The 22,434-nt window shown below is 69.1% G+C and carries 20 protein-coding genes and 1 pseudogene; 7 read left to right on the plus strand and 14 right to left on the minus strand.

What is annotated here, in order from left to right:
* Positions 1-51 precede the first annotated feature (51 nt).
* Positions 52-627 (minus strand): tetratricopeptide repeat protein, encoded by a 576-nt coding sequence (locus ACFRCG_RS29300; RefSeq protein ID WP_380036911.1) that lies wholly within the window; start codon positions 625-627, stop codon positions 52-54.
* Between the two features lie 681 nt (positions 628-1,308).
* Between ACFRCG_RS29300 and ACFRCG_RS29305 the strand changes: the two are divergent.
* From ACFRCG_RS29305 to ACFRCG_RS29315, 3 genes and pseudogenes are all read left to right on the plus strand, one after another.
* Positions 1,309-1,989: pseudogene (locus ACFRCG_RS29305) on the plus strand (IS256 family transposase); the annotation flags it as partial.
* A 167-nt stretch (positions 1,990-2,156) separates the two neighbouring features.
* A complete protein-coding gene (locus ACFRCG_RS29310; protein WP_380036913.1) occupies positions 2,157-3,089 on the plus strand; it encodes an SRPBCC family protein in 933 nt (310 codons plus the stop codon).
* Entirely contained in the window at positions 3,082-3,759 is a 678-nt protein-coding gene (locus tag ACFRCG_RS29315; RefSeq protein ID WP_380036915.1) for a class I SAM-dependent methyltransferase, read from the plus strand. Before ACFRCG_RS29310 ends, ACFRCG_RS29315 begins: the two co-directional genes overlap by 8 nt.
* A 30-nt stretch (positions 3,760-3,789) precedes the next feature.
* Here the strand turns inward: ACFRCG_RS29315 and ACFRCG_RS29320 are convergent, their stop codons facing one another.
* From ACFRCG_RS29320 to ACFRCG_RS29330, 3 genes are read right to left on the minus strand one after another with little or no spacing between them, the layout of a single operon-like run.
* The gene (locus ACFRCG_RS29320; protein ID WP_380036917.1) at positions 3,790-4,308 is read right to left on the minus strand and encodes a hypothetical protein; all 519 of its coding nucleotides are present in this window, start codon (positions 4,306-4,308) and stop codon (positions 3,790-3,792) included.
* 41 nt (positions 4,309-4,349) lie between these two features.
* Positions 4,350-6,206, minus strand: coding sequence for a DEAD/DEAH box helicase (locus tag ACFRCG_RS29325; RefSeq protein WP_380036919.1), 1,857 nt, complete (start codon positions 6,204-6,206; stop codon positions 4,350-4,352).
* A complete protein-coding gene (locus tag ACFRCG_RS29330) occupies positions 6,199-7,677 on the minus strand; it encodes an MFS transporter (RefSeq protein WP_380036921.1) in 1,479 nt (492 codons plus the stop codon). The genes ACFRCG_RS29325 and ACFRCG_RS29330 overlap by 8 nt, the downstream gene beginning before the upstream one ends.
* A 103-nt stretch (positions 7,678-7,780) precedes the next feature.
* On the opposite strand from ACFRCG_RS29330, the gene ACFRCG_RS29335 reads away from it, so the two are divergent.
* The 3 genes from ACFRCG_RS29335 (at position 7,781) to ACFRCG_RS29345 (ending at position 11,207) form a co-directional block, all read left to right on the plus strand.
* Positions 7,781-8,284: a MarR family winged helix-turn-helix transcriptional regulator gene (locus tag ACFRCG_RS29335; RefSeq protein WP_380036923.1), complete on the plus strand. Its 504-nt coding sequence runs from the start codon at positions 7,781-7,783 to the stop codon at positions 8,282-8,284.
* 94 nt (positions 8,285-8,378) lie between these two features.
* Positions 8,379-9,566 (plus strand): cytochrome P450, encoded by a 1,188-nt coding sequence (locus ACFRCG_RS29340; RefSeq protein ID WP_380036925.1) that lies wholly within the window; start codon positions 8,379-8,381, stop codon positions 9,564-9,566.
* 18 nt (positions 9,567-9,584) lie between these two features.
* The gene (locus ACFRCG_RS29345) at positions 9,585-11,207 is read left to right on the plus strand and encodes an FAD-binding oxidoreductase (protein WP_380036927.1); all 1,623 of its coding nucleotides are present in this window, start codon (positions 9,585-9,587) and stop codon (positions 11,205-11,207) included.
* 202 nt (positions 11,208-11,409) lie between these two features.
* Here ACFRCG_RS29345 and ACFRCG_RS29350 read toward each other — a convergent pair whose 3' ends face one another.
* The 5 genes from ACFRCG_RS29350 to ACFRCG_RS29370 form a co-directional block, all read right to left on the minus strand.
* Positions 11,410-12,588 carry an aromatic ring-hydroxylating dioxygenase subunit alpha gene (locus ACFRCG_RS29350; protein ID WP_380036929.1) on the minus strand — a complete coding sequence of 393 codons (1,179 nt, stop codon included), beginning with the start codon at positions 12,586-12,588 and terminating at the stop codon, positions 11,410-11,412.
* Between the two features lie 29 nt (positions 12,589-12,617).
* Entirely contained in the window at positions 12,618-13,793 is a 1,176-nt protein-coding gene (locus ACFRCG_RS29355) for a hypothetical protein (RefSeq protein WP_380036931.1), read from the minus strand.
* Positions 13,790-14,128, minus strand: coding sequence for a muconolactone Delta-isomerase family protein (locus tag ACFRCG_RS29360; RefSeq protein WP_380036933.1), 339 nt, complete (start codon positions 14,126-14,128; stop codon positions 13,790-13,792). Before ACFRCG_RS29360 ends, ACFRCG_RS29355 begins: the two co-directional genes overlap by 4 nt.
* 151 nt (positions 14,129-14,279) lie before the next feature.
* Positions 14,280-15,542 (minus strand): activator-dependent family glycosyltransferase, encoded by a 1,263-nt coding sequence (locus tag ACFRCG_RS29365; RefSeq protein ID WP_380036935.1) that lies wholly within the window; start codon positions 15,540-15,542, stop codon positions 14,280-14,282.
* Positions 15,543-15,590: 48 nt separating this feature from the next.
* A complete protein-coding gene (locus ACFRCG_RS29370; protein ID WP_380036937.1) occupies positions 15,591-16,742 on the minus strand; it encodes a P450-derived glycosyltransferase activator in 1,152 nt (383 codons plus the stop codon).
* Between the two features lie 164 nt (positions 16,743-16,906).
* Here ACFRCG_RS29370 and ACFRCG_RS29375 point away from each other — a divergent pair, with 164 nt between their 5' ends.
* Positions 16,907-18,085: a hypothetical protein gene (locus ACFRCG_RS29375; protein ID WP_380036939.1), complete on the plus strand. Its 1,179-nt coding sequence runs from the start codon at positions 16,907-16,909 to the stop codon at positions 18,083-18,085.
* 208 nt (positions 18,086-18,293) lie between these two features.
* Here the strand turns inward: ACFRCG_RS29375 and ACFRCG_RS29380 are convergent, their stop codons facing one another.
* From ACFRCG_RS29380 to ACFRCG_RS29400, 5 genes are all read right to left on the minus strand, one after another.
* Positions 18,294-18,551, minus strand: coding sequence for an acyl carrier protein (locus ACFRCG_RS29380; protein ID WP_078975341.1), 258 nt, complete (start codon positions 18,549-18,551; stop codon positions 18,294-18,296).
* A gap of 20 nt (positions 18,552-18,571) precedes the next feature.
* Positions 18,572-19,795, minus strand: coding sequence for a ketosynthase chain-length factor (locus ACFRCG_RS29385; protein ID WP_380036941.1), 1,224 nt, complete (start codon positions 19,793-19,795; stop codon positions 18,572-18,574).
* The gene (locus ACFRCG_RS29390) at positions 19,792-21,042 is read right to left on the minus strand and encodes a beta-ketoacyl-[acyl-carrier-protein] synthase family protein (RefSeq protein ID WP_380037013.1); all 1,251 of its coding nucleotides are present in this window, start codon (positions 21,040-21,042) and stop codon (positions 19,792-19,794) included. The genes ACFRCG_RS29385 and ACFRCG_RS29390 overlap by 4 nt, the downstream gene beginning before the upstream one ends.
* 115 nt (positions 21,043-21,157) lie before the next feature.
* Positions 21,158-21,493 (minus strand): antibiotic biosynthesis monooxygenase family protein, encoded by a 336-nt coding sequence (locus ACFRCG_RS29395; RefSeq protein ID WP_380036943.1) that lies wholly within the window; start codon positions 21,491-21,493, stop codon positions 21,158-21,160.
* Between the two features lie 170 nt (positions 21,494-21,663).
* Positions 21,664-22,395, minus strand: coding sequence for an SDR family NAD(P)-dependent oxidoreductase (locus tag ACFRCG_RS29400; protein ID WP_380036945.1), 732 nt, complete (start codon positions 22,393-22,395; stop codon positions 21,664-21,666).
* Positions 22,396-22,434: the final 39 nt, after the last annotated feature.

A 22,434-nucleotide genomic window follows, 5' to 3' on the forward strand; every position in this document is an offset into this window, starting at 1 on the left:
TCCGGGAACAGGACCGTCGCGCACATGGGCGTCACAACCGATTCCGTTTCGTCACAGCCGGCGAACGGTCCCGGCTTCCCACGCCCGCCCGGTGCGCTCGAGCAGGCCGACGAGATTGTCCACCGCACGCGGGTTGTTCGCGTCGACGGCCCGGCGGTACATCCGCTCCGCCTCCGCCTCGCGTCCCGAGTCCTCCAGCAGGAGACCGAGGTTGTCGGCGGCGTACCCGTCCGGATCACCGGCCTCGAGCGCGCGGCGGTGCATGTCCTCGGCCTCGGTGGTGTTTCCGTCCTCTTGGAGCAGGAGGCCGAGGTTGTTGGCGGCGTACCCGTCCGGGTCGCCGGTTTCGAGGGCGTGGCGGTACACCCGTTCGGCTTCGGCGGTGTCCCCGATCTCCTGGAGCAGGAGGCCGAGGTTCGCCGCGGCCCAGGGGTGGTCGGCGTCGAGGGCGCGGCGGTACATCTGTTCGGCCTCGGCCCGGCGTCCGCTCTCGTCGAGCGGTGCGGCGAGGTCCCGGGCCGTGTTCTCGCCTCGTACGGCGCGGCGCGGGGCGGACTCGTCCGCGACGGGCGTGGTTTCCTTCGCAGGGTCCGGCGATGTGGTCGCCGTCGCGGGGGCGCGGGGCACGGTGGTCGCGGCGGATCGGTGTGGGGATACGAGTCGGGTTCGTACGGTGCCGGCGTGGGAGGGTCTGCGGTCGGGGTTCTTGGCCACGAGGTCCAGGACGAGGCGGTCCAGGTGGGCGGGGACGTCGGGGCGGTGGCGCGAGGGGCGGTCACCGGTGTGGCCGCCCGTTCGGCGTCACGTGCGGGCGAGGCGCTCGTCGTGCCCACCGTGCAGGCCCGGCGTCCCCCGTCGCCGGTGTCCCGCCACACCCGACGGCCCATCCCCCGAGGCCGACGCGCCGGACGTGGTCGGCGCCGGCCGGCACAGCACCGAAGCCGACCGCCCCGGTGCGCGGAACGCGGGCGGCGCCCACCGGGGCTCGCGCTCCTCGCCATGCCGATCAGTATCCCGGCCGCCGCGATCGCCCTCGTGATCGCCGCGTGGTGCCAGGAGGGATGAGCCTCCGCGTCGACGCTGCAGAGGTACCTGCAGACCGATGAACAACACGATCGTGCGCCGGGCCCCAGGCGCAGGACCGGGCGGAGCTCGCGGCCTTGTCGCCCCGTCCGCAGACGCGGTCACCGATCCGAACCTGCGTGTGTCGCGCGCGATGGCGGACGCGGAGGGAAACGACGCAGAATCTGTTGAGCCTGGCGTGCGTGTATGGCCTGCACGCCAGGGGCAGCAGATCTGGTGGGTCCGGCCGGGGACAACAGTGGGAACTCGCGCAACGGCACCCGCGTAAAAACGGTGTTGACCGATGTGGGCCCGGTGGAGATATCGGTGCCGCGGGACCGGGAAGAGTCGTTCGAGCCGAGGATCGTCCGTAAACGACAGCGGCGTCTGTCCGGGGTGGACGAGATGGTGATCTCGCTGTCCGCGAAGGGCCTGACCACCGGCGAGGTCCGGGCCCACCCGGCCGAGGTCTACGGGGCCGACGTGTCGCGGCAGACGATCTCCACGATCACCGACAAGGTCCTCGACGGGATGGCCGAGTGGCGGAACCGGCCGCTCGACCGCGTCCACCGGGTCGTGTTCGTGGACTGCATCGACGTGAAGGTCCGCGACGGGAAGGTCGCCAACCGGCCCATCCACGTCGCTCTCGCGGTCACCACCGAGGGCCGGCGTGACATCCTCGGCCTGTGGGCCGGCGACGGCGCCGAGGGCGCCGAGTTCTGGCTCCACGTGCTGACCGAGATCGGGAACCGCGGCGTCGAGGACGTGCTGATGCCGGTCTGCGACGGCCTTCACGGCCTGCCCGACAGCGTCGAGGCCGTCTGGCCGAGGACGGTCGTGCAGACGTGTGTGGTGCATCTGCTGCGGAACAGCTTCCGCTGTGCCGGCCGTCAGGACTGGGACAAGATCGCCAAGGCCCTCAAGCCGCGTTGGTTTTACAGTCCCGGACGACGTCATCGAGGCGATGGTGCCCGGCTGACGGTCGTCGGGGTGCGGCGGTTTTCCAGTGATGTTCCACGCGGATTCGAGCGGGGGCCGTGAGGCTCGGTGCTGGGAATGCTGTGCTGTCGCCGAATTGTGGAGGGATATCAGATATGCCGATCGTGGGTGAGGGTGTCGTCCGGCATACCGCGGTGGTCGCCGCGCCGGCGAACGAGGTGTTCGATCTGCTCGCGGAGCTGCGCGAGTGGTCGCAATTCCATCGTCCTTCGGTGCATGCGCAGTCGTTGGGCGTCCGGGACGGAGCGGAGTCGTTCCGGCACTGGTGGGTGCTCGACGAGCACACGGTACGGACCTGGCAGGCGAGTTGGCGGTTCGATCGGGAAGCGCTGCGGATCGAGTACGAGTGGGAGCCGGCCGAGCCGCCGGCGGCCGGATCGCGCGGGGTGTGGACGTTTCGTCCGCTGTCCGCTTCGTCCACCGAGGTGACGGTGGATCAGGCGGCGCTCGGCGAGGGCGGATTCGACGCGGAGCGGGTCGACCGTGAGTCGGGCGAGTTCTTCGCGGGCCTGGTCGAGGCCGCCGAGCAGACGCCGGAGCAGCGGGATTTGGCGGTCGATTTCGAGGACCCGTTGTTCGTGGCGGGCTCGATCGACGACGCCTACGCCTATCTGTACGAGGCGGACAAGTGGCCGGAGCGGATTCCGCACGTTTCCCGGTTGGTGCTGGAGGAGCGCGTCGCGAACATCCAGTTCTTCGACATGGACACCGAGACCCCGGACGGTTCCGCGCATACCACTCGGTCGGTACGGGTCTGCCTGCCGGGCGAGTTGATCGTGTACAAGCAGATTCACCTGCCCAAGTTGTTGACCGGCCACACCGGTCACTGGCGGTTCACCCCCACGCGTGAGGGTTTCGTGCTCGCCGCCAGGCACACCGCGACGATCGATCCGTCCGCGCTGTCGATCCTGGGCCCGGGGACGTCGGTGCTCGACGCCCGCAAGTACCTGCGTCGGGTGCTCAGCGCGAACAGCATGTCGAACCTGCGGCTGGCGAAGGCGTTTGCCGAGGAGCGTGCCGGTGTCTGAGCATGCGGAGGCCGGCCCCACCCGGGATCGCATCCTCGCCGGGACGGCGACGTACACGCGGCACTGGTTGTCGCTGTACGACCTCGTGGTACTCGGGGTCGTCTGCCGATGGGTCTGGCGCTGCGATCGCGCCGAGATGTTGGCCGGGTACGACCGCAACATCGGTGCGCGGCACCTGGATCTGGGGCCGGGCACCGGGTTCTTCCTCGATCGTTGCCGGCACCGTTCGCCCAGTCCGCGGATCGCGTTGGTGGATCTGAATCCGACGGTGCTCACCAAGGCATCCACCCGGTTGCGTCGGTTCGGGCCGGACACGTTCGAACGTGACGTGCTCTCCCCGTTCGAGCTCGGCGGGAAGCGGTTCGACTCGGCGGGGTTGAACTTCCTGTTGCACTGTCTTCCGGGTGGGATGGCGCACAAGGCGAAGGTGTTCGACCACGCACGCGCCCATGTGGTGCCCGGCGGCCGGATCTTCGGCAGCACCGTGTTGGCGACGGGTGTCGCGCACGGCAAGCGCGCGCGGAAGCTGTTGGACGAGCTCAACGAGAAGGGCACGTTCGACAACCGGGGCGATGCGCTGGCCGACCTGGAGGCCGAACTCGCCGCCAGGTTCACCGATTACCGGCTGACCGTGCGGGGCTCGGTGGCACTGTTCGAGGCCCGGGTGTAATCGGCCGGCCGCGTGCGCTGCGCGCGGCGGTCAGTCTCCGTAGAAGCCCGCCACGTCGATGGCGGTGATCTCGATCCGGTCGGGATCGGGGGGTGTGGCGGGTTTCGCGCCCGAAGAGCGCAACTCGACGGCCAGTACCGGGCGTTCGTCCAGCTGTTGGGACAGCGCGTAGAGCGTGGTCAGCACGTGGACGCAGGGGCGTTGCCGGGTTCGGCATTCGCAGCCGGCGTCCAGGTCGGCGAGGGCCGGCGCGATGCCGACGTCGTGGTATCTGAGATCCGCCTCCAATGTGTCGGGCAGGTCTCCGGGCGCCAGTCCGCGGTGGTCGGCAAGGGCTTCGGCGATCAGCCGTTCGGCGTCCGCCTGTTCCCTGGCGGACCAGCGCGGAACGTCGATCCGGACCCGGTGGGGTCGGCCGGACGTGACCACGGCGGCGTCGATCCGACCACCCTCGACGGTCAGCGTGACGGCGTGGTTGCGCGCGAGGCTGCGCGCCTTCGGAAGGAGGGGGTTGGGTGCGGCCACCACGGTGGATTCCACCGTACGCATCCAGACTCGGCCCCAGGGGGTGGCTCCGAATTCGGCAGGCATCAGGTGAGGGCTCCGAGGTCGAGGTCGAGTACGGCGTGCAGTTGCTCGTCGGACAGGTCGGCCAGCGCGGCTTCGGTGTTGCCGGAGACGATGTCGGCCAATCCGCGTTTGGTGTCGTGCATCTGTGCGATGTGGTCTTCGATCGTGCCTTCGGTGACGAGGGTGTGGACGTTGAGGGTGCGGTCCTGGCCGATGCGGTGGGCCCGGTCGGTGGCCTGCTCCTCCACCGCGGGGTTCCACCAGCGGTCGTAGTGCATGACGTGGGTGGCGCGGGTGAGGTTGAGCCCGAATCCGGCGGCGCGCAGGCTCAGGAGCAGGACGGGGGGCGCGTCGTCGTCCTCCTGGAAGGCCCGAACGAGCCGGTCTCGCCGTTCGAGGGAGAGGCCACCGTGCAGGAACGGGATGCGCCCGGTGCCCAGGGTGGCGGACAGGGAACCGGAGAGCAGTTCGCCCATCGCCCGGTACTGGGTGAAGACGAGGGCACGGTCGCGCTCTTCGACGATTTCGGCCAGCATCTCCGTGGCCCGGTCGAACTTGCCGGAACGGCCGGGTGTCGCGGATTCCTCACGCAGAAACTGGGCGGGGTGATTACAGATCTGCTTGAGCGAGGTGAGCAGCGCCAGGATCCGGCCCCGCCGCCCGATGCCGTTGCCGAACCCGTCGGTGAAGGCCCGGTCGACGGCTTCCCGGTACAGGCGGGACTGCTCCTCGGTCACGGTGCAGACGATTGTCGAGTACTGCTTGGCCGGCAGTTCGGTGGCCACCTCGGATTTGGTGCGACGGAGCAGCCGCGGTGCGACCAGTGCGTTCAGGGCCGCCGCCGCGGTCGCCGAGCGGCGTTGTTCGATGGGGGCCGCGAAGCGTTGTCGAAACCGGGCGCGGCTGCCCAGCAGGCCGGGGCTGGTGATGTTGAGGATCGACCACAGTTCCTCGAGGTGGTTCTCCACCGGGGTGCCGGTCATGGCGATCCGGACCTCGGCGGACAGGCGATTGGCGGCCTTGCTGACGAGCGCGTCCGGATTCTTGATCTGCTGCGCCTCGTCGAAGATCGCCACGTCCCATTTGGTCTCCGTCAGAATGCCGTCCGTGCGAAGCATGGGATAGCTCGTGACGACCACGGATCCGGGCGGGAGGGAGTCCGGAAGGGTACGGCGCGATCCGTGATAGCCGATCACGGGTGTGTCCGGCGCGAAGCGGGCCAGTTCGCGTTGCCAGTTGCCGATCAGGGAGGTGGGGCAGACCACCAGGTGCGGGCCGGTGGGCGGGCGGGTGGCGAGCAGGCAGATCGCTTGCAGGGTCTTGCCCAGTCCCATCTCGTCGGCCAGGATCGCCCCGCCGCCGAGACCGGGCACGCTGCGGAGCCAGGCCACGCCGTGGATCTGGTAGGGGCGCAGCTCCGCCCGGATGCTCGTGGAGCGCAACGCGGTGTGGGTGGCCACCGTCTGTCGGAAGCGGCCGAGAAGGGCGGAGGCCGAGAAGATGGTGGTCTCCTGGAAGCCGAGGAGCGCGTGCGCGGCCGTGGGCATGCGCGCGCCCAGTTCCGCGAAGGCGTCGTCGGCGTCGTGCGGCAGGGTGGCGGCGGCCCGCCAGGCCCGCATGGAGGCACCGATCGTCGGGCGGTCCGGGTCGAGGGCGGACAGGGCCGGCAGCGCGTCGTCGAGTTCCGCGAGTCGAACCGCGACGGTGGCCGGCACCACCTGGTCCCCGTCGGGAAGGGCGAGGCGACAGGTGCTCGGACGGCCTTCGGGCAGCCCGTGTTCGCGCACGGCCGGTTCGAGGTCGGTGACACCCCACCAGGCCATCGCGCTCTCGGCGGGGACGAAGACGGCTTGCAGTCGTCCGGGCAATTCAGGCATTGACCACCTCGACGTCGGGTGCCGGGGCCGCAACGGGTCCACGCGGCAACAGGAAGCTACTGGCGAACGCAACCGCGAGCAGGCCCACTCCCAGCCACAACGAGGTCGCCATCGCACTGCCGTACCCGTCGGCGAGCTCGGCGGAGGTCTGCCCGACGCCCTTGAGTTCGGTGAAGAAGACGGTACCGATCACGGCCACACCGATCGAGGCGGCCAACTGGGTGACGGTGTTGTACAGGGCCGATCCCGATCCGGCGAACTCGATCGGCACATCGGTCAGGGTCAGTTGCATCAGCGGAGCCACGAGCATGCCCATGCCCGCGCCGCCGACCAGCACGCCCCAGAACATGTCCGTCCAGTCGGTGTCGGGGGTGGCGCCGCCGGCGGCGAGGGCGACCATGGTGAAGCCGATCGCCATCACGACCAGTCCGATCTGCGCGGTCATCCGGCCGATCCTGGGCAGGAGCACCGCCGCGGAGAGGGTGGCGAACACCGGAACCGCCACCGACCAGGGCAGCATCGTCAGACCCGCGCGCATCGGGCTCATGCCGATGCCGTTCTGGAGGAACAGCATGAAGACCAGGAAGAAGCCCATCGCGGGGACGAAGAACAGCAGTTGCAGGAGCAGGCCGCCCTGTACCGAGCGGAACCGGAACAGCGACATCTCCACCAGGGGGGACCCACCGCGACTGCCGACCCGCCGTTCGTAGAAGACGAATCCGACGAGCACGGCCACACCCGCCAGGATGGACCCGTACGTCCACGCCGGCCACGGGGTCTTGCCCGCCGAGTCGATCAGCGGATACAACACCAGGACCAGGCCCACCGACGCGAGGATCACGCCCGGCACGTCGATCCGGGCGGCGTGGGTCGCCCGACTTTCCGGGAGCAGTTTCCACGAGGCCACCACGACGAACAGGCCGAGCGGGACGTTCACCCAGAAGGCCATCCGCCAGCCGGACCCGGCCAGGTCCGACTTGAGCAGTAGCGGACCCAGGATGGGCCCCAGCGTCGCGGCGAGACCGGACAGCGACGAGTAGGCCGCCATAGGGCCGCCACGTTCGTTCGAGGCGTACATGATCTGGATCTGGGACAGGACCTGGGGAATCACCAGCGCGGCGAACAAGCCCTGCACCACTCGCCCGCCGACCAGCATTTCCGGTCCCACCGACAGTGCGCACAGGGCCGACGAGGCCGCGAAGCCCGCCATGCCGGCGATGAAGACGCGTTTGTGGCCGAGCATGTCGCCCAGCCGGGCGCCGCTGACGATGCCCACTGCCAGCACCAGGGTGTAACCCGCCTGCATCCACTGCAGCTGGGCCGGGCTCGCGTCCAGATCGGTTTGAATGGACGGGAGGATGACGTTGAGGACGGTGACACCGATGAGGTCGATGAACGTCGCGAGCAGGATGACGAGTAGGGCCAGGGTGCGGCCTCGGGTCGCCATCGGTGCGGTGGGCTCGATGGGCAACACTTGCTCCTCGAATCGAACGCAATTATATTGCGCAGCACACTTGTTGTGCGGCGCACTTATTGTGCAACGCAATCTAGTGAGACGATCGGGTCGTGTCAACATGACGAAGAACCAGCAGGAAAACGCCGAAACCGACGCATCCAGGGAGGACCTCGCATCTCGGTTCATTACCGCGCTGCCGGAATGGATCACCCAGCTGATCCAGATCAACGGCTTGATCGCCGACCGCATGGGGGTCGTGGCGACCGACTTCCACTGTCTGCACGCGTTGCACCAGGACGGTCCGGCCACCTCCAGCGTCCTGGCCAGACGGGTGGGCCTGACTCCCGGCGCGGCGTCGCGGATGATCGACCGGCTCACCGAGGCCGGCTGCGTCAAGCGGGTTCCGGACCCCAACGACCGGCGACGGGTCGTCATCGAACCGACCATGGAAGGACTCGACCGGATCACCGCCTACTACGCGGGCCTGACCGCGCGCACCCGCGACGACCTGACGCCCTTCGACGACGACCAGCTCCGTACCCTGCTGCGTTTCGTCGAGGTGGCTCGCGACAGCGCGGCCGCGGAGGTCGACCGGCTGCGGTCCGCGCATCCCGACGGCTGAGCGCGTAAAGCGATCTTCCACCGAACTTCGAGAGGGATCCGATGGGATGCATCGAAACCTCCGTCTCCTTCCGCAACGCGAGGAGTGAAGCTCGATGGGTGGACCGCACATCTCCGAAGAGATGCGGGAACTGTTCACGCTGTTCCGACACAAACGGCGCACCGAGCCGGTCGGCCTGGACGAGGAAACCGGGCGGTGGCGGGTCTTCCGCTTCGCCGACGCGATGACCGTCGCAACCGACGCGAACTCCTTCTCCAACGACCTCAGCGAGTTCATCCCGTACCACGAGGACCTGGCCACGTTCTCGAAGGGCAACTTCCAGAACATGGACCAGCCGCGCCACCGGGAACTGCGCGGCCTGGTCAGCCAGGGCTTCACGCCCCGCTTCGTCACCGGGCTGGCACCGCGGATCGAAGCGGTGGCGGCCGAACTGCTCGACGCGATCGGCGACCGCGAGCGCATCGACCTGGTCGCCGATCTGGCACATCCCCTGCCGGTGACCGTCATCGCCGAGGTGATGGGCCTGCCGGTGTCCGACCGCGGGCTCTTCCGGAAGTGGGCGGACGCGCTACTCGTGGACAACGGCATCGACGCCATCTTCAGCGAGGAGGGCGTGGCCGCGATGGCCCCGTCGATTCGCGAGATGAACGCGTACCTGCTCAACCACGTGCGCGAATACCGCACTTCGGAGCGAGAGGGCCTGATCGCCGACCTGATCGCCGCCGAAACCGACGGCGTGACGCTGGACGATCAGGAGATCGTGGGCTTTCTCGCCCTGCTGCTGATCGCCGGCCACCTGACCACGAGCACGCTGTTGGGCAACGCGATCCTGTGCCTGGACGAAAACCCCGAGGCCGCTCGGCAGTTGCGCGAGGACCCGGCACTGATCCCGGCCATGATCGAGGAAGTGCTGCGCTACCGCTCGCCGCTGGTGTGGCTGGACCGCAAGGCACTTCGCACGGTGCACCTGGGAGGTCGGGACATACCCGCGGGCTCGCAGGTCAGCGTGGCGCTCCCGTCGGTCACCCGGGACGAGAATGAGTTCCGAAACCCGGACACGTTCGACATCCACCGCGACCCGATCCGGCATCTGTCCTTCGGCATGGGCGTGCACTTCTGTCTCGGCGCGCCGCTGGCCAGGCTGGAGGTCAAGATCGCGCTGCGCGCCCTGCTGTCCCGCTACCGCGATTTCGAGGTGCCCGCCGGCGAACGGCTCGTCTACCACGATCCGCGGGGCTTCCAGGGCGCCAAGGTGCTCCCGCTCGACCTGTTGCGCGCGTGAACCGGCCCGGAGCCTGCCATGACTGACGTATCCCGCAGAGGACTGCTGGCCGGAGGGGCGGGGCTGTACGGTCTCGCGACCGGCCTCTCGCCGGCCGAGGCCGCCGCCGCGTCGCCGGCCGACTTCTCGACCCGAGCGTGCGTTCCGGTGTTCGGCCCGGTGGCGGTGGCCCCGGGCGACCCCCGCTACGCCGAATTGACCACCGCGGGCAACGCCCGGTTCCACTGCCGTCCCCGGGAGGTCCGGGTGGTCGGCTCGACCGCTCAGGTGGTGCGGGCGGTCCAGGACGCGGTGCGTACCGGCGCCAGGGTGGTGGCCCGCAGCGGCGGCCACTGTCTGGAGGACTTCGTCGACTCCCCCGCGACCCAGGTGCTCGTCGACCTGTCCGAGATGACCGCCGTGGGCTACGACGAACAACGTGCCGCCTTCGCCATCGAACCCGGTGCGCTGCTCGGCAACGTGTACCGCACCCTCCTCAAGGGCTGGGGCGTGACCATCCCCGCCGGGCAGACCTCGACCGTCGGCATCGGCGGGCACGTGCTCGGCGGCGGCTACGGCCCGCTGACCCGGCTGCACGGTTGCGTCGTGGACCACCTGTACGGCGTCGAGGTCGTCGTGGTGGACCGCTCGGGCACCGCCGAAAGCGTGGTGGCCACGCGTAATCCCACCGACCCGAACCGGGAACTGTGGTGGGCGCACACCGGCTGCGGCGGCGGGAACTTCGGCATCGTCACCCGGTACTGGTTCCGCACCCCCGGGATCGACAGCCGCGACCCCGCCCGACTGCTGCCCGCCCCGCCCGCCGAGGTGCTGGACAGTTACGTGCAATGGTCGTGGCCGCAGATGACGCCACAGTCCTTCCGGCGACTGCTGCGCAACCACGGACGCTGGCACGAACGGCACAACGAACCGGACGCACCGCACGCGGCCCTGTTCAGCATCATGACCGCCTTGCGCAAGCAATCGGGTGTGTTCACCCTGAGCACCCAGATCGACGCCGGACTCCCGGGCGCCGAAGGGCTGTTGCGCGACTACCTGGCGGCGCTCGACGACGGGGTCGGGGTGCCGTACACGCACGACGTGCGCACCACACCGTGGCTGCGGTCGATGTTGTACCCCCGCGGGGGCGGCAACGTCTTCGGGTTGCGTGCCAAGTGCAAGGCGGCGTATCTGCGGAAGGCGTTCGCCGACTCCCAGATCGACGCCGTCTATCGCCGGCTGGTGGACGAGAGCTACGACAACCCCGCCGCCGGTGTCCTGTTCGCCGCCTACGGCGGGAAGGTCTCGGCGGTGCCGCCCGATGCCACGGCCACGGCGCAGCGGAGCGCGGTCCTCAAGGCGTTCTATCTCGACACCTGGACCGATGCCGCGGCGGACGACCGGCACATCGCCTGGATCCGCGGGTTCTATCGGGACGTCTACGCCGACACGGGTGGCGTCCCGGTCCCCGGCGAGATCAACGACGGCTCCTACATCAACTATCCGGACACAGACCTGGCGGATCCGCACTGGAACACCTCGGGCACGCCCTGGCACACCCTGTACTACAAGGACAACTACCCGCGGCTGCAACGGGCGAAGGCGCGTTGGGATCCGCGGAACGTCTTTCGGCACGGCCTGTCGATCCGGCCGCCGGACTGATCCGATCCCCGGACGCGGCCCCGGAGCCCGCGCCGGGATGGCCGCCTCGACGCGGCGCGGCCTCAGGCGGGCACGGTCACCGGGGACGAGGACGAGTGGGCCCGTCCCCGGCGACCGCGTCGGCCCGAGAACAGCGGTTCCGGTTCCCGCCGAGCACGCGGCGGGAACCGGAACCCGACATCCGCCCCGTTCCGCCAGTCCGCTAGGCCGTGTCCGCCTCGGTCAGCGCGAAGGCCAGATTCCGGTAGAAGGCGAGGAGCCCGGGCTCCTTGGGGCTGAGGTGCCCGCGCTGGATGAAACGCGACCCGACCGTGCGCTGGACGGCTTCGAGACCGCGCCGGTCCTCGGAGTTGATCACGCCCGTGAATGCCTCGGTCTGCTTGCGGATCGCCTCCACGTCGGCGCCTTCGAGCGCCGCCGCCGGCATCAGCGTGCCGCCGCGCACCTGCGTCCGATCGAGGGAGAGCGGGATGAGGCTGATCCACGCGACGCTCTCGCCGAAGGTCGCGACGCTGCTGCACGGGAACAACCGGAAGCTGAAGAGGATCTTCTTCTCCTCCTCGGTCAACGGCAGGACGAACGTCTCCATCGGCACCTCCGTCCGGGTGAGCAGTCGCGTCATCAACGTCGAGTCGGCGCGCACCTCCATGTCGATGCCGCCCGTCATGAGGGGTTTGACGGTATTCGGATGGAAGCCGATCGCGTGGTAGTTCTCGTGGCCGTTCTCCACCGCGATCTTCCAGTTGCACTTCCATTCCTCGGTCCACGAGACGACCTGGACCATCTCGTCGAGGCGGTAGTTGGCCAGGTCCCCTTCCACATCGGCCATCCAGCCGTCCAGCGGAGCGGCGCCGGCGTCGAGGTTGACGAACACCAGGCCGTGCCATTCCGCCACGGCGAAGCCGGGCAGCCGGCAGGCGGCGGGGTCGAAGTCGGGGTTGCCGCGCATGTGGGTCGCGCCCGCGAGGGTGCCGTCGAGGTGGTAGCGCCACAGATGGTAGGGACAGGTGAAGTCCTTGGCGCTCCCGGCGCCGGATTCCACCAGCGGCATCATCCGGTGCCGGCAGATCGGCGACATGCCGTGCAGCCGCCCGTCCTCGCCGCGTGTGACCATGACGGGTTCACCGGCGATGTCCAGCGCGAGGTAGTCGCCGGGATTCGCCAACTGGTCCCGGTGCGCCACCATGATCCACGAACTCCCGAAGATCCGGGCCCGTTCGGCTTCGTACAGTCGGGGCGAGGTGAACACCTGCGGCGGCAGCCCGATCGCGGGCGGGTCCGGCCGGAGGTACTCGCGTAATTCCGCCAGGAGTTCCGCGGTCGACGGATCCGACTCGACGTCGCCCGGCGTGCTCTTGTGCAAAGGCCGGCTCTGACCCATGCTGCTTCTCCCTCTGTCTCGGTCCGCCGTCAGTCCGCCGACGGAGGTATCGCGCCCAGGGCGATCCACGCCTCGTCGTCCATCCACCGAGGAATGCCGTCCTCCCCGTTGACGCCCTTCTCGATGAACGCGACGTTGCGATACACGCGCACTCCGACCACCGACTCCTCGGTCACGCTCGTCGGGTGCCCGGGATACGTCGCGTGCTCCCGGTGGTGGAGGTCGTCCAGCAGGCTCTTGACCAGCCCGACCGAGGTCTCCGAGCCGGCGACCTTGTCGGCGGTGCCGCCGAACCTCGGGAAGTAGGACGTCTGGAGGTCCTCGATGACGTACAGCCCGCCGCTGCGCACATGGGGGAACAGGGCCTCGAACGAGACGCGGACGTGCTCGTTCTCGTGGCTTCCGTCGTCGATGACGATGTCGAAGGGGCCGTGCTCGCGGGCGAGGGCGACCAGTCCGTCGGTGTCGCTCTGGTCCCCGATCAAAGCGGTCAGCCGGGGCTGGTTCAGCTCGGACTTGTCGAACAGGTCGAGTCCGAAGACCGTGCCGCGGTGGAAGTACTTCTTCCACATCTTCAGCGACGACCCACCCAATTCACCGGAGAATCCGCCGATGCCGATCTCCAGGATCCGCACCGGCCGGTCGCGGTACGGGGCGAACTCCTTCTCGTAGTGCGCCGTGTACCAGTGGAAGCTCGCCCACTTGTCCGAGCCGTACGCGACGGAGAGCGCGCCCAGGTCGATCCGCGGAACGGTGCAGCCGGACAGCAGGGCGCCGGAGGCCTGGTTGGTCGAGGCGAAGATCGCCGGCAGCTCGGTCAGGTCGGCGGGGCGGGTCGGCAGGAACGCGTCGTGGAAGTCGCCGGTGCGCGGATGGTCCGCCCGCCCGTACAGCCGGCGCACCAGGTCCACCACGTTCATCCGCAGTTCTCGCCGGATCACCGGTTCCTCGCCGTCCAGGATCGCGATCGGCCGGTCCCGGACGATCCGGAAGACGGTCCGATGCCGCTCGCTCTCGTGCGTGACGTCCAGGGCGATGTCGACGGGCATCACGTTGATCGGCGCGTCGCAGCGGAACAGGATTTCCTCGACGAGGACGCCGACGACGGCCCCGAGGCCGGCGTCCTTGACCACGGCGAAGATCTCCGCGTCGGGCGCGGTCCCCGCCTGGACGACGCGATCGAGCAGGGCGGTGTCGGCGGTCACGCGCGGCCTCCCGTGGAGTCGTCCCCGAACGGCTCGGCCCACTTGAGGAGGTAGGCCGCCGGGTCGAAGCTCCCGGGCTCGGCAAGCGGGATCACTTCGAAGCTCAGGTGCGGGCTGACCGGGTTGCCGTACAGCGCGGCCAGCAACTCCTCGTGCGAGTCGACGTCGTAGATGTTCAGGCCGCCGCCCGCACCGACCCGGACCCAGCTGTACCGGATCACTCCCTTGTCCACCAGGTTCTTCGTGTAGGCGAACCCTTCCGGCAACCGCCGTCGAAACTCCTCGCCTTCGCCCGCGGCAGGTGCTTGCGTCGCCAGTACGGCGAACAACGCCATCGCTCCTCCTCGTTCATGGGTACCGATGTCACGGGCGGCAGGACACGTCCCCGTGCTGTGCGAGGCGTTCGCCGCTCCGGCCAGCAAAAGCTATGGGAGCGAAATACAGGACGGATCGAACAGGACTCGAAGAATCCCGGACGTACGCCGGTCACCCGCGCGCTCTGCGGTGCCGGCCGGCCAGTTCCTCGAGGGTGGGCACCACGTCGGCGGGGCTCGGCTCGGCCGCGATCACGGCCTGCAGGCGTCGGGCGTCCTCCCGGAAGGACGGCTTGGTCAGCAGTTGTTCCAAGCCGTCGCGCAGCCCGGCCGCCGTGAGTTCGTCCGGCGGCAGGAACAGACCCGCGCCCAGATCCGCCAGCCGCCGGGCCCGATACACGTTGTCCCACATCCCGGCGATCACCAGTTGCGGCACCCCGGACACCGCGGCGGTCGACCAGGTGCCGGCACCGCCGTGGTGGATCGCCGCCGAGCAACCGGGCAGCAGCGCGTGCAGCGGCACGAAATCCACGACGCGAGTGTTGTCCGGCACCCGCGTCACCTCGGCGCGCTGCGCCGCGTCGAGCGTCGCGACGACCTCGATGTCGAGGTCAAAAACCGCTTCGAACACCTCGTCGAGCGACACCGGATTCGGATGGTCGGTGTCTCGCGAGGTGATCCCCACGGTCAGACAGACCCGCGGTCGTCGCGGCGGCTCGCGCAGCCACGCGGGCACCACCGACCGGCCGTTGTACGGGACATAGCGCATCGGAACGGTCGGCCGGCCCGACGGCAGCCGGACGCCGGGCGGCATCTGGTCGATGTTCCACTGGCCGACCACCACCTCCTCGTCGAAGGCGCAGCCGAAGCGGTCGAGAGTCCAGGTCAACCACTCCTCCAGCGAGTCGTCGTGCGACTCCGCCGGCAGGAGTTCCATCCGCTGCCGAAACGCCGTCCGCATCCGCAGGAACAGGTCCGGTCCCCAAAGCAGCCGCGCGTGTGCGGCCCCGCAGGCTCGCGCGGCCACCGCGCCCGCGAAGGTGAACGGCTCCCAGATCACCAGATCCGGCTGCCAGTACCGAGCGAAGTCGACCAGTTCGTCCACCATCGAGTCGTTGTTGGCCTGCGCGTAGAACGTCGCGGTGAGCAGCGTGTTGGCGCCCTTGAGTGCGACGTAGTCGTCGCCGCGTTCCCCGGTGAAGTCGATGTCGCGGTAGAAGGTGTCGAGTTCGGCACCGAGGTCGCGGACGAGTTCGTGGTGGACGTGGTCGGTACCCACCGGCACGGCGGTCAGCCCGGCCCGGGTGATGCTCTCGGTCAGCGCCGGATGGCTCGCCACCCGGACCTCGTGCCCGGCCGCGCGCAGTGCCCACGCCAACGGGACCGCGCCGTTGAAGTGTGCTTCGACGGCGAGCGATGTGATCAGAACACGCATGGTGCGGGACCTTCCAGAGGGGGGTGGCTCGCTGCGGGGGTGCGCATCTCAGCAGGCGACCGGAAACCGCACGATGCCCTGGGTGACCGGGGCCCGGAGGCGTCGCACCACGGGTCCGGCCCGGCGCACGGCCGGCAGCCGAGCGGCCAGCACCCGCAACACCGCCACCGCCGAGGCCCGCGCCAGGGGTGCGACAACCGCGAAGGGCGGCCCGCCGGACAGGGAGAGATGGTCGGCGACGGTTTCCCGTCGCAGATCGAACTGCCCGGGGTCACGGTGCAGTTCGGGGTCGGTGTGCGCCGCTTCGAGGCACACCACGACCTCGCTGCCCGCGGTGATCGCCCGCCCGGCGAGTTCCAGATCCTCGTTCGCGATCCGACTGTCCAGCCGCACCGGCGGATCGAGCCGCAACGACTCCTCCACCGCGCTTTGCGCCCACGTCGGGTCGGCGCACACAAGCCGCCACCGGTCCGGTCGGTCGAGCAGGGCGAGCATCGTGTTCGCGAGCAGGTTCGCCGTCGTCTCCAAGCCCACCACGGAGGCCGTCATCGCGAAGGCGAGCAGTTCCTCGTCCGGACCGGTCGACCGGGCCGGCAGGGAGCGAAGGCCCTCGACCGCGTCGATCAGCGCCCGGGCCCGCGGGAGTGTCGGCGGGCACAACACGGCGTCCAACGCCGTCGCCGCCGAACCACACCACCGGCCGAACGCCGCGCGCTCCGCCGAGGGCACGGCGAGGACCTCGCCGACCACGCCGACCAGGACCGGGCGCACCAGATCGGCCACCAGGTCGAAGGAATCGCCGAGCCGGCCGAGCACCGCCGCGCACCGCCGCTCGGCGATACTCGCCCACCGGTCGGGATCGGTCGCCTCCCACGCCGGAACGAACCCGACCGCGGGAAGAGCGGAAAACACCTCGCCCGGCCCCGACCCGCCCGCCCAGGGGCCGTGCAAGACGCGGGAAACCAGCCGCGGATCACCGAGGATCTTCCTGCCGAGCGCGTAGTTCCCGCTCACCCACGCGCCGGAGTGACTGCGGTAGAGCGGCCCGAGCTCGCGGATCCGCGCGGTCGTCGTCGCGCGGTCGTCGTCCTCCGCGCGGATCAGCACGGCGTAGGGGTCCCCGCCGTGTGCGTACAGCCATTGCATACCCCGCTCCGTCAGAAGGGACCGGCCGAGTTCACTGTCCGTCCGTATCGCCACTCCCCCACCGTGGACCGCGGCCCTCGAATCGTCCTCGGGACGCCCTCGAACAGTCCGAGGTGATCAAGCACCCCTTGAGCGGCGTCCGAGGAATCGGGCCTAGCGTCCCGAGTGACCCTAAGCGCGCCGTTATGCCCGGACGACTATCTCCAGGGGAGTGAGCCATGAAGCCGATCATGGACGACCACCAACTGAGCGAGCTGATCACCGCGGCCGACCTACCACCGGCCGACACGGACGCCGCGATCGCGGAACTGGGCGCCGCGTCGGTCGCCGAGGCTCTCTTGAGCGAGATATGGGCTCGGACCCGGCTGCTTCCCGAGCCCATCGCGAAGACGACGGTGCAATTGGATCTCGGGTTCGACAACGAGCGGTTGCACTACCTGTTCACCCTCGGCGCGGGCACGTGCGAGGTCGAGCCGGGCCGGGCACCACGACCGCCGGCGATCTACCGGCAGGATCTGTCGGAGCTGCTGCGTGCGGTGTTCTCTCCGGGCCGTCACGACGCCACCCGCGAGTTGGTGATCGCGGATTCGACCGAGCCGCACGGCCTTGCCGCCGACGACCCGTGGCTGCGGCAACGGCGGTCCGCCGTACTGGCCGCCCATCAGCTCGTGGAGGCGATCTCTCGGCGGTTCACCGACCTCACCGAACTCGCGGTGCGTTTCGACGCGGACAAGTGGGGCGGGCACTGGTACACCCCGCACTACCAGCACTACCTCGAACCGTTGCGGGACCGGCGGGTGAAGGTGCTGGAAATCGGGGTCGGGGGGTACAACGATCCGAATCTCGGCGGCGCGTCGCTGCGCATGTGGAAGCACTACTTCTGGCGGGGCCGGATCTACGGACTCGACATCCACCCCAAGACCGGCATCACCGAGCCCCGGCTGCAGACCGTGCAGGGCGACCAGGGCGACGCCGAGTTCCTGGCCGGGTTCGCCCGCGAACACGGTCCGTTCGACGTGGTGATCGACGACGGCAGCCACTTCAGTGAGCACGTGCTCACCTCGTTCGCACAGCTCTTCCCGCATGTGCGGCCGGGCGGGCGGTACATCATCGAGGACACCCAGTCGTCCTACTGGCCGGGTTGGGGCGGAAGCACCGACTTGGACTCCACCACCACCTCGATGGGATTCGTCAAGAAGCTGCTCGACGGGCTCAACCATCAGGAGCAGATCCGCCCGGCGGATCGTGCGCCCTCGGCGACCGAGCTGACGGTGACCGGCGTCCACGTGCACCACAACGTCGTCGTGCTCGACAAGGGCGTCAACACCGAGCAGGGCCCGCCGTCGTGGATTCCGCGCACCGAGGACCCTCGGCTGTGGTACGCGGGCGAGTCCTGATCCGGTCGACACCCGGCGCGACCGGCCGGCCCGCATGCGCACAAGGCGCCGCCACCCTCGTCGAGGGTGGCGGCGCCTTGGTGAATCGGCCTCGGGCGGTTCGGTCTCGGGGCTGTTCGGCCCGCGCTGTTCGGCCTCGGGCCGCTCACTGTCGGGCTGTTCACACCGGGGAGTCGTGCGAGCCGCCGCACGACGACCCGCGTCCTCGCTACGCGGTCTCCGCGAGCGATCGGTTCACCAGGTGCAGCAGCACACGCGGGCTGGTGGCCTCGGCCACTTCCTCGTCGGACAACACCACGCCGTACCGGATCTGGATCCTGGACGCGGTCTCCAGCATCGCGATCGAGTCGTATCCCAGCTCGCCGAACTCCGCGTCCAGGATGTCCCCGTCCAGGTTCGAGGTCTCGTCCTCACCCGCGCATTCCCGAAGGATCGTGACCAGGTCGGTCAGCCTCAACTCACTCATTTGTCCGTCTCCCATCGTCTTCAGCCGGCACTCTTTCGCCTCGTCACCACCATGGCGGCGTTGAATCCGCCGTAACCACGCGCCACCACGAGCACGGCCGAGGCGACCGTGGGCCGCGGCTCGGTCACCAGGTCGAGTTCGTACTCCGGGACCGGACGGGACACGTTCACCGTGGGCGGGATCTCCCCGTGGCGCATCGTCAGCAGGGCGGTGGCCAGGTCGAGGGCGGCTCCACCGGCACCGAGCCTCCCGGTCATCGTCTTGGGCACGGTGACCGGCACGCCGTACGGCCCGAACACCGCGCGCAGCGCATCCGCCTCCACACGGTCGAGTTCGGGCAGGCCCGAGCCGTCCGCGAACACCACGTCGATCTCGTCCGCCTCGATGTTCGCGTCGGCGAGGGCGAGTTCGATCGCCCGGCGCAGCGTCGACGGCCGGTCGGACTCCGGCGGCGGGTCGAACGTGGCGGCATACCCGGCGATTTCGCCGTGCCACGAGGTCACGCCCCGTTCCCGTGCGGCTTCCTCGGCCTCCAGCACGAACAGTGCGCCGCCGTCGCCCGGCACGTACCCCGCGGCGTCGACATCGAAGGGCAGGTACGCGCGCAGCGGATCCTCGGAGGTGCTGATCCGGCCGCCGGCAAGATGCGCCACCCAGCCCCACGGACAGGGCGAGCCGTCGACCGCGCCACAGACCATCGCAGCCGTACCGTCGCGGACCCGTCGCCGGGCGTGCGCGATCGCGTCGAGACCACCGGCCTGTTCGGTCACCAGGACACCACTCGGGCCGCGCAGTCCCTCGCGGATCGAGATCTGGCCGGTGTTCACCGCGTAGAACCACGCGAACGACTGGTAGGCGCTGACGTGCTCCGGTCCCTTGCGCCACAGCTTGTCCAGTTCGCGGTGGCCGAACTCGAAACCGCCGGCCGAACCGGCCGTCACGACACCCATGCCGAACTCCGGGAGGGACGCGACCTCCACCGCCGCGTCCCGCAGGGCCCAATCGGCGGCCACCAGGGAAAGTTGGGTCATGCGATCGGTCTGCGGAAGCAGTCGCTTGGTCAGGTGCTCGGTGGGCACGAACCCGCTGATTTCACCCGCCAGCGTGCTGGAATAGCGTTGCGGGTCGAAGGCGGTGATCCGGCCGATCGCGGCCTCCCCGCGCATCGTGCGGGCCCAGTGTTGTCGGGTCCCCAGACCCGTCGGCGCCACCACGCCCATCCCGGTCACCACGGCCACCGTCATGACGGGTTCCGTTCCGGCTTGCGCAGCACCATCGCGCTCTGGAACCCCCCGAATCCACTGCCCACGGTGAGCACGGTGTCCACCCGCTGGTCCCGTGCTTCGAGGGGCACGTAGTCCAGGTCGCATTGCGGATCCGGCTCGTGCAGGTTGGCGGTGGGTGGCACCATCGAGTGCTCCATCGCGAGTGCGCACGCGGCGATTTCGAGCGAGCCGATGGCGCCCAGCGAATGGCCGATCATCGACTTGATGGAGCTGATCGGCGTCGAGTACGCGTGTTCGCCGAGACTGCGCTTGAAGGCGGCCGTCTCGTGGCGGTCGTTCTGGATGGTGCCCGAGCCGTGGGCGTTGATGTAGTCGATGTCCTCCGGCCTCGTCTCGGCCTGGGCCATGGCGATCCGAATGGCCTCGGCCATTTCCTTGCCGTCCGGCCGCAGACCGGTCATGTGGAAGGCATTGCTGCGCGAGGCGAACCCGGCGATCTCGGCATACAGGTGGGCGCCTCGCCGGCGTGCGTGGTCGATGTCCTCCAGTACGAACATCGCCGTCCCTTCGCCGAGCACGAACCCGTTCCTGGTCCGGTCGAACGGTCGCGACGCGGTGGCCGGATCGTCGTTTCTCGGCGTGGTCGCCTTGATCGCGTCGAAGCACGCCATGGTGATCGGGGAGATCGGCGCGTCGGTCGCGCCCGCGATCATCACGTCCGCGGCTCCGTCCGCGATCAATTCCACGGCCTGTCCCACCGAGTCCAGACCCGACGTGCATCCGGTGGAGATCGTCGCCACCGGACCCTCCGCCGCGACCTCCCAGGCGACCTCGGCCGCGATGGAGCTCGGCACGAAGTAGTTGAACAGGTGCGGCACGGCGTACTTCTGGTCGACCTCCCACATGCGACCGCCGTCGCTGACGACCACGTACTCCTCCTCCAGACCCATCGTGCAGCCCACCGCGCTGCCGACGGTCACGCCGATCCGCGCGGGATCGAGCAGTCCCAGATCCAAGCCGCTGTCGGCCAACGACTCCCGGGCGCTGACGACCGCCAGTTGCGCGGCCCGGTCCATCCGCCGGATCTGTTGCGGAGAAAGCCCCTCGGCCGCCGGATCGAAGGCGCACTCGGCGGCGACCTGCGACCGGAAAGGGGCGGGATCGAAGAACGTGATCCGCCGGGTCATGGTGCGCCCCGAGGAAATCACATCCAGGAATCTTTTGGTACCGGTGCCGCCCGGTGCGACGACTCCGATTCCGGTCATCACGACACAACGCTTCATTTCTGATCGCCCTCACAACACGCTCGGCGTATGGCCTCGGCTTTCGGGAACGTCCCCGCCGCGGATCCGGCGGCCCGGCGGACCCGCGGCGGGGAATTCACTTCACCGAGAAGGCTTGCCGCGGGGCGTACAGGTTGCCCTCGTTCGTCGATCGGGCCCGGATCTCCTTGGCATGCGACTGGAAACCCGGATGTGCGACGGCGTTCCGCCAGGACTCGACGTCCGTCCACAGGGCGATGTTGACGTACCGATCCCGTTTATCCTCGTCGACGTGCCGAGAGAGGGAGTACGAGATGAAGCCCGGCTGGGCGGCCATGAACTCGGATATCTCGACGAACACCTTCTCGAACTCCTCCGGCGGGCAGTGCACCGTGAAAGTGTTGACGAAAGTGATCACACCGCTGCCGGTGGCATCGTAGTTGTCGCTCGACATGCGCAGCACTCCTCGACATTCGGATGGAATCTACATTCGTACCGGTGGCACCAACGTTGCCCCGCATCTCTCGCAAGCGGGTCGACGTTGACTCGACTGCTCGAAGCCGGCGTGCGGACGAGTCGATCCACACGTGGCCCGATGCTTTTCGGACGGTGCTCGCGACTTTTTCAGACGATGCTCGCGCCGCCGTCGACGGCGAATATCGTGCCGGTCGCGAAGCCGGCTTCCGGCTCGGCGAGTTGACGTACCCACCAGGCGATCTCCTCGGGTCGCCCGACTCGGCCGAGCGGGGTGCGCGGTTTCATCCCTTCCAGAAATTCCGCGTACTCCGCCGGCGTGGAACCCATGCGCAGCCCCATGCCCGTGTCGATCACCCCGGGGGCGACGGCCACGACGCGAATACCGCGCGGCGCGAGTTCGACGGCCCAGGTTCTGGTGAGGAAGTCGATGGCGACCTTGCCCGCACCGTAGAGCGAGAAATACGGCCACGCGCGGCGCCCGAGCGAGCCGGCGCTGCTCAGGTTCACCACCGTGCCGCGGGTCTCCGCAAGCGCGTCGAGTGTCCGCTGGGTGAGGAGGATCGGCGCACACAGGTTCACTTCGAACTGTTCCCGGGCCGTCGCCGCATCGATCTTCTCCAACGGCGCCGGAACGGCGATCGAGGCGTTGTTCACCAACACGTCGATCCGTTCGAACGTATTCAGCGCCGTATTCACGACCGACTCGGCAGCATCCGGCTCGGTGATGTCGACGGACAGGGTATGGATATTCGGGTATCCCCGGGCGGTCTCTGCGAGCGTGTCCTCGCTGCGGCCCACCACGAGAACCCGGTCGTGGTGTTCGGCGAATGCCCGTGCGGTGGCCCGACCGATACCGGTGCCACCGCCGGTGACGATCACGCCGCGCGGAGAGGTGCTCTTCTTGGAATCGATCACGTC

This window comes from Embleya sp. NPDC056575 (assembly GCF_042793325.1).
Lineage (GTDB): Bacteria > Actinomycetota > Actinomycetes > Streptomycetales > Streptomycetaceae > Embleya.